Source organism: Gelidibacter sp. (assembly GCF_035577925.1).
Classification (GTDB): Bacteria; Bacteroidota; Bacteroidia; order Flavobacteriales; family Flavobacteriaceae; genus Gelidibacter.
In genome coordinates, this window is sequence record NZ_DATJCY010000390.1 from 1 (window position 1) to 6,636 (window position 6,636).

At 34.9% G+C, this 6,636-nt stretch carries 7 protein-coding genes and 1 pseudogene; 5 read left to right on the top strand and 3 right to left on the bottom strand.

Going from position 1 to position 6,636, the window contains the following annotated elements:
• Positions 1–332, bottom strand: a 332-nt coding sequence (locus tag VNJ50_RS14630; protein WP_325583038.1) for a DUF4254 domain-containing protein, incomplete at its 3' end; no start/stop codon positions are given.
• 75 nt (positions 333–407) lie between these two features.
• Here VNJ50_RS14630 and upp point away from each other — a divergent pair.
• Positions 408–1,067, top strand: a complete 660-nt coding sequence (gene upp, locus VNJ50_RS14635; RefSeq protein WP_325583039.1) for a uracil phosphoribosyltransferase — start codon at positions 408–410, stop codon at positions 1,065–1,067.
• On the opposite strand, the gene VNJ50_RS14640 is transcribed toward upp, so the two are convergent.
• Positions 1,056–1,979 carry a DUF6427 family protein gene (locus VNJ50_RS14640; protein WP_325583040.1) on the bottom strand — a complete coding sequence of 308 codons (924 nt, stop codon included), beginning with the start codon at positions 1,977–1,979 and terminating at the stop codon, positions 1,056–1,058. The genes upp and VNJ50_RS14640 overlap by 12 nt on opposite strands.
• A 126-nt stretch (positions 1,980–2,105) precedes the next feature.
• Here VNJ50_RS14640 and VNJ50_RS14645 point away from each other — a divergent pair, with 126 nt between their 5' ends.
• Positions 2,106–2,333, top strand: coding sequence for a DUF6341 family protein (locus VNJ50_RS14645; RefSeq protein WP_325583041.1), 228 nt, complete (start codon positions 2,106–2,108; stop codon positions 2,331–2,333).
• On the opposite strand, the gene purD is transcribed toward VNJ50_RS14645, so the two are convergent.
• Positions 2,328–3,599, bottom strand: a complete 1,272-nt coding sequence (gene purD, locus VNJ50_RS14650) for a phosphoribosylamine--glycine ligase (protein WP_325583042.1) — start codon at positions 3,597–3,599, stop codon at positions 2,328–2,330. The two genes, VNJ50_RS14645 and purD, sit on opposite strands and share 6 nt — an antisense overlap.
• Before the next feature lie 146 nt (positions 3,600–3,745).
• On the opposite strand from purD, the gene VNJ50_RS14655 reads away from it, so the two are divergent.
• From VNJ50_RS14655 to VNJ50_RS14665, 3 genes and pseudogenes are all read left to right on the top strand, one after another.
• Positions 3,746–5,062: a phenylacetate--CoA ligase family protein gene (locus VNJ50_RS14655; RefSeq protein ID WP_325583043.1), complete on the top strand. Its 1,317-nt coding sequence runs from the start codon at positions 3,746–3,748 to the stop codon at positions 5,060–5,062.
• Entirely contained in the window at positions 5,059–6,153 is a 1,095-nt protein-coding gene (gene wecB / locus VNJ50_RS14660; RefSeq protein ID WP_325583044.1) for a non-hydrolyzing UDP-N-acetylglucosamine 2-epimerase, read from the top strand. Before VNJ50_RS14655 ends, wecB begins: the two co-directional genes overlap by 4 nt.
• Positions 6,150–6,636, top strand: a pseudogene (locus VNJ50_RS14665) (glycosyltransferase WbuB); the annotation flags it as partial. The gene wecB and the pseudogene VNJ50_RS14665, both read left to right, overlap by 4 nt.

The following is a 6,636-nucleotide window of genomic DNA, read 5'->3' on the forward strand; positions in this document are numbered from 1 at the left end:
GTATTTATAGTCGCATTTGATTTAGGCTGAACGTCATGATATTTGCTTAAAAAATAACTGTCAATATATTCCACCATATCGGTTCGATCTTGGTTGGACGCATCAATTTGGCGCTTCAATTTTAAAGCGGCAACGGGGTCAATGTTAGGATCTCTAATGATATCCTCATAATGCCATTGCACGGTATCTATCCAACATTTTCGATATAAAAGATGTTCAATAAGATGGGAATCTTCCTTATAAATGTTTGAAAACGGTTGATCTACCGTGTTTTTTATGTGATAGGTGTCAATAACTTCCTTAAAAATTGCATTGGCCTTTTCTGTAAACATAGTCTGATGATTTTTAAAACGTAAATATACTTCTAATTAATTAACTTTACGATTCAAAAATAGAGTTTAAGGCTTATGCATATTCACAACTTAACAGAAAAAAATTCGATTTTAAACACCTTTATTTCCGAATTACGGGATGTCAAAATTCAAAAGGACAGCATGCGTTTCCGTCGAAATATTGAACGTATTGGAGAAATTCTAGGTTATGAAATCAGTAAGGTCCTAAATTACAAATCCACTCAAATCACAACGCCTTTAGGCACTAAGGAAATGAATATTATGGATAGTGATATTGTATTATGTTCCATATTAAGAGCTGGTGTACCACTACACAACGGTTTGCTGACTTATTTTGACAATGCCCAAAACGCTTTTATATCTGCCTATAGACAACATCAAAAAAATCCGGATAGTTTTGAAATTGTTGTTGAATATTTAGCCTGTCCAAATCTAGAAAACAAAACGCTTATTTTGGCCGATCCGATGTTGGCCACTGGACAGTCTTTAGTAGCCACGTTTGAAGCGCTAAAACCTTTTGGAAAACCTAAAGAAGTTCATTTGGCTTGCGTTATTGGCGCACAACCGGGTATTGATTATATCAAAAAACATTTTAATAGCGATACGCATTTGTGGATTGCAACCGTCGATCCGGAATTGGATGAAAAAGGATATATCTTACCAGGACTTGGAGATGCGGGCGATTTGGCCTTTGGCGAAAAACTACAACATTAAATTGACTACCGAAACAATAATCAACACCAAAATTAAACCTTCCTTAAACCAACGTTCCGAAATAATTTCGAGATAATTGGCCATCATAATGGCTAAAGGCGCCAATAAAAAAACAAATTCGCTTCCATTTTTTTGAGGTGCCAACAAAATAATCAACAAAGCTATTAATGATGAAATGATAACCAAAAAAAACGATGGTCTATAACTTTTTAACTGGTGCTTAATGTTCTTCATATAATAAAACGAAGCCCAAGCACCATACGACAGCATGATAGTAGTGGACATGATTATATGCTTGGAATTCAAAGGGGTAAAATCAAAACTAAAATCAAAAAAACCATCTAAATATGGTTCAAAATCAACACCTGTTACAATCATATAGGATGCTGCAATAATGGCCACACAAAGGATTCCTGCAAAAGGAATGATCCAATCCTTGACATCAGCAATTGAAAACAGTAAAAGTGCCATAAAAATCAGAATATAAAATAAAGAGGCCCAGAAAAACAGAAGTGTTGCCAAACTGATCCAAAATGCCGCATCGAACAGTTTTTTCTTGATTTCTTTTCTTGATCTTAAACTTATAATCCGACGTAATGCCAAAAGGATAAAAAAATTGGCAATCAGAAGTTTTGAATCGCCAATGGTTTCGGGCAAAACGGCTACAAAAAGACCAAACATCAAAATTTTATAGCTGTTTTTCTTTGTCAAATTATTTTTGCTTACAAAAAAATCGAGCACAAAAAGAGACGCCAAACACACGCCAAAAAGAAAACTTTGTTCGAAAAAAAGTTGGACAGTAAAAGCTTCTGTTAATGTTGTCGTTTTCAAAACAACAAAAACAACAAGAAGCAGGACACTGACCACAACAAAATGAATGGGTTTAGCTTGGCTAAAAAAACTTGAAATCATTGAGGTTTCTGTTCTAGGTTCATTGCTGTGCGTTAACTGTCACGAAAACAAAATTCGTTTTGCAAATATTGAATATTTCAAATAAAAAAAACGTAGTTTTGTACTGTAAATATAATATTTATTATCATGACTGAACTTTTTTATGGCATTGGAGATTTGTTTTCTAACTATCTACTTACGCCTTTCGATGCATTAATGGCTTTAGAACTTGATAATTGGTGGTTGGCCAATATCGTTTCTTGGATCCTTATCCTTATCGCCATGGTAGGATTTGTGTATTGGATGTTAGAATTGAAAAAATACGACGACAATAACGAAGAGGACAAAAGCATCTCTTCCCATTCATTTTTATAAGTCAAAACCAATATCTTTACGGTAATACATCTTATCAAAATGTAATTTTTCTATGTTTTGATAAGATTTTTTTATGGCCTCTTGATACGTATTTCCAAATGAAGTGATAGCCATAACGCGTCCGCCAGAAGTGATTACTTTATCATCTTTTAACACGGCGCCGGCATGAAATGGAATAACGTCAACCAGTTTTTCCAAACCTGTTATTTCCTTTCCTTTTTCATAATCTTCGGGATAACCACCTGATACCAACATCACGGTTGTTGCCGCTCTTTCATCAATTTCAATCGCTATTTTATCCAATTCTTGATCAGCGATTGCGTTAAAAATTTCAACAAGATCATTTTTAAGTCTTGGAATTACAACTTCTGTTTCCGGATCGCCCATACGCACGTTGTACTCAATAACTTTAGGGTCATCACCAACTTTAATAAGACCGATAAAAATAAAACCTTTATAATCCAGGCCGTCCTTTTGTAATCCGGCAATGGTTGGTTTAACAATTTGCTCTTCTATTTTAGCCAAAAACGCCTCAGTGGCAAATGGCACAGGAGAAACAGCTCCCATTCCGCCCGTATTCAATCCGGTATCACCATCACCAATACGCTTATAATCTTTGGCCGTTGGCAAAATCTGATAATTTTTGCCATCACTCAAAACAAAACAACTCAGTTCAATACCATCCAAAAATTCTTCGATAACTACTTTAGCACTGGCTGATCCAAACTTGGCATCTACCAACATATTTTTAAGTTCCGATTTGGCTTCGTTGAGGTCATTTAAGATCAAAACGCCTTTTCCGGCCGCCAATCCATCAGCTTTTAAAACATAAGGTGGATTTAAGGTCTCTAAAAATTGGTACCCATCTTCTAAGGACAACGCATCAAAACTTTGGTAAGCTGCGGTTGGAATGTTATGTCTGAATAAAAACTCTTTTGCAAATTCCTTGCTGCCCTCCAATTGGGCAGCGGCTTTTTGAGGACCAATAACCGATACGTTTTTTAAAGCGTCATCATTTAAGAAAAAATCATGGATGCCTTGTACCAATGGATCTTCTGGACCGACAACAACCATTTCTATTTGTTTTTCGAGAACCAATTTTTTTATGCCTTCAAAGTCAGTAACCTTAAGATCAATATTTTCAGCTATTTTATTGGTGCCTGAATTTCCAGGCGCTACAAATAGTTTCTTACATAATGGACTTTGGGCAAGTTTCCAAGCAAACGTATGTTCCCTTCCACCGGAACCTAGAATTAAAATGGTCATGTTTTTTGTGTTTGATGCAAAAATATAGTTTATGCTATGAAAACAATAATATTTTTAAGTATAAAAATCAGGAATGTTCAAGATCGAAAGGAGATGAGAATTTGATTAAATTTCTTTACTTTACATTCTTTAAAATAGAATATCGATTGAATTTATTTGACATTTCTTTGAAACTGAAAGGATTTCCAATTAAGGAAACCCAATTGATATTGACTGATATTCAAAATCTTAATAGCGAAGAGTTTTGCAATTATGTTGAAAAACAGAAAACACAAATTGTCAATTATCATCTCAACCATAATTCTTTTTATCAATCCATTTTTAAAGATCAAAAATTCACAGCTTGGAATACTGTTCCAATCATGACAAAAAAAGATTTACAGCAACCTTTAATCAACAGACTTTCTCAAGGTTTTTCGCTAAAAAATGTTTACGTCAACAAAACTTCCGGTTCTTCTGGCGATCCTTTTGTTTTTGCCAAAGATAAGTTTTGCCATGCCTTGACCTGGAGCGTTATCCAAAACCGATTCGGTTGGCTAAATCTTAATTTTAACACTTCTAAACAAGCGCGATTTTACGGAATTCCTTTGGACAAAAAAGGCTATTATAAAGAACGAATTAAAGATATATTGAGCAGACGATTTCGGTTTTCAGTATATGATTTGAGCGATACCGCATTTGAAAACTATTTAAAAAAGTTCAAAAACACAAGCTTTGATCACATTAATGGCTATACAAGCGCTATTGTTCAATTTGCCAAGTTTCTTGAGAAAAAAGAACTGATATTGTCACAGGTTTGCCCAACTCTTAAAGCATGTATAGTCACTTCAGAAATGTTATTTGAAAACGACAAACTGCTCATGGAAAAACAATTTGGAATTCCGATAATTAATGAATATGGTACTTCTGAGCTCGATCTAATCGCATTTCAAAATAAGCAAGATGAATGGATTGTTAATAGTGAAACGCTTTTTGTGGAAATTGTAGATAAAAACAATCGAGTTTTACCGTATGGCGAAGAAGGTCGTGTTATCATCACTTCGTTATACAATAAAGCACATCCTTTTATTCGTTATGATATTGGTGATATTGGCGTGCTCTCTGAAAAAAGTACACTTCAAAAACCTCAACTTCAAAAATTAATTGGACGTACCAATGATATTGTCATATTGCCAAGTGGAAAAAAAGCAGCTGGACTTACCTTTTATTATATTACCAAAAGTATTATTGAAGATGACGGCAATGTCAAGGAATTTATAATTGAGCAACTCAATCTTCAGACTTTCAAAATTATATATGTCAGTGCCAAACAACTGTCAGATAAACAAACCGCGATTATCATTAAAGAAATGGAAAACTATCTTGAAAAAGGGTTAAATATTATCTTTGAACGCCAACCACAATTAAAACGTTCCAAATCGGGTAAATTAAAACAATTTTCATCGTTACTACATAACATATGACTATCACGATTATCGCAGGCGCACGTCCAAACTTTATGAAAATAGCTCCCATTATTGAGGCTATCAAACAGAAACAATCGGAAGGTATTGGCATTACATATCAATTGGTTCATACGGGACAGCATTACGATAGAAACTTAAGCGACACATTTTTTCATGAATTGAACATTCCTTTTCCAGATATTAATTTGAACGTGCAGAGTGGCACGCAAGCGGAGCAAACTGGAGCGATCATGATTAGTTTTGAAAAGGTGTTGGCTGAAAACCCAACTGATTTGGTCATGGTTGTTGGCGATGTGACCTCCACCATGGCGTGCACCATTGTAGCAAAAAAAGCAGGTATAAAAGTAGCTCACGTAGAAGCGGGTATTCGTTCTGGCGATCTTTCAATGCCTGAAGAAATTAATAGAATTGTAACCGATAGCTTAACAGATTACTTCTTTACAACAACAACACTAGCTTCACAAACTCTTGAAAATCTTGGCATCCCAAGGCGTCAAATTTATTTTGTGGGAAATGTCATGATTGACACCTTGCGTAAAAATGAAAATAGGCTCAAACAACCTCATCTGTGGGAAACGCTACAATTGGAAGTAAAGAAATTCATGGTCATGACTTTGCACAGACCCAGCAACGTTGATGAAGAGCAGCAACTCAAGGCATTAATTACCCAGCTTGCCCAATTAGGAAAAGATTATCCCATTATTTTTCCTGTTCATCCGCGGACCAAAAAACTTTTAAAGGGTTTAAACCTAAATTTCGCAAACTTGCATTATGTGGATCCTTTAGGTTATTTAGAATTCAATTATTTGGTTAAAAACGCCTTTGCAGTGTTTACAGATTCTGGAGGAATTACAGAAGAAACAACAGTTATGAATGTGCCTTGCATCACTTTACGGCACAATACAGAACGGCCAGAAACCTGCGCAATTGGTACAAACGTATTGGTAGGAAACGATCCTGAAAAAATTGCTGCCGCTTTTGAAAAATTACTATCTGGAAATTGGAAAAAAGGTGAAATTCCAGAATTATGGGATGGAAATACTTCTAAACGGATCATCAATCATCTTATGGAGATTTACAAGTTATGAAAAAAGATATTCTCATCATAACCAGTTATTTTTCACCAGAAATGGGTGCCGCATCCAACAGGATTTTTCATTTGGCTAAAGGTTTGCAAAAACGAAATTACAATGTTTCGGTCATTACTCCATTGCCAAACTATCCCACAGGAAAAATTTTTAAAGATTATCGTGGGAAATATAAAGTAACCTCTATTGAAAACGGCATTACAATTCATAGATTATGGATTTATGCCAGCATTTCAAAAAACAAAGTCATCCGATTATTCGCGATGCTTTCTTACAGTTTGAGCCTTATTTGGTATTTCCTATTCCACAACATCCCGAAAACTGTGATTGTACAATCACCGCCACTTTTAGTCGCTTTTACCTGTTGCACTTTTTTAAGATCAAAAAAACGAAAGCTTATTCTAAATGTCAGTGATTTGTGGCCCATTGCTGGATTAGAATTAGGTACTTTAAAAAAAAACTTTAGTTATCGTGTTTTAGAAA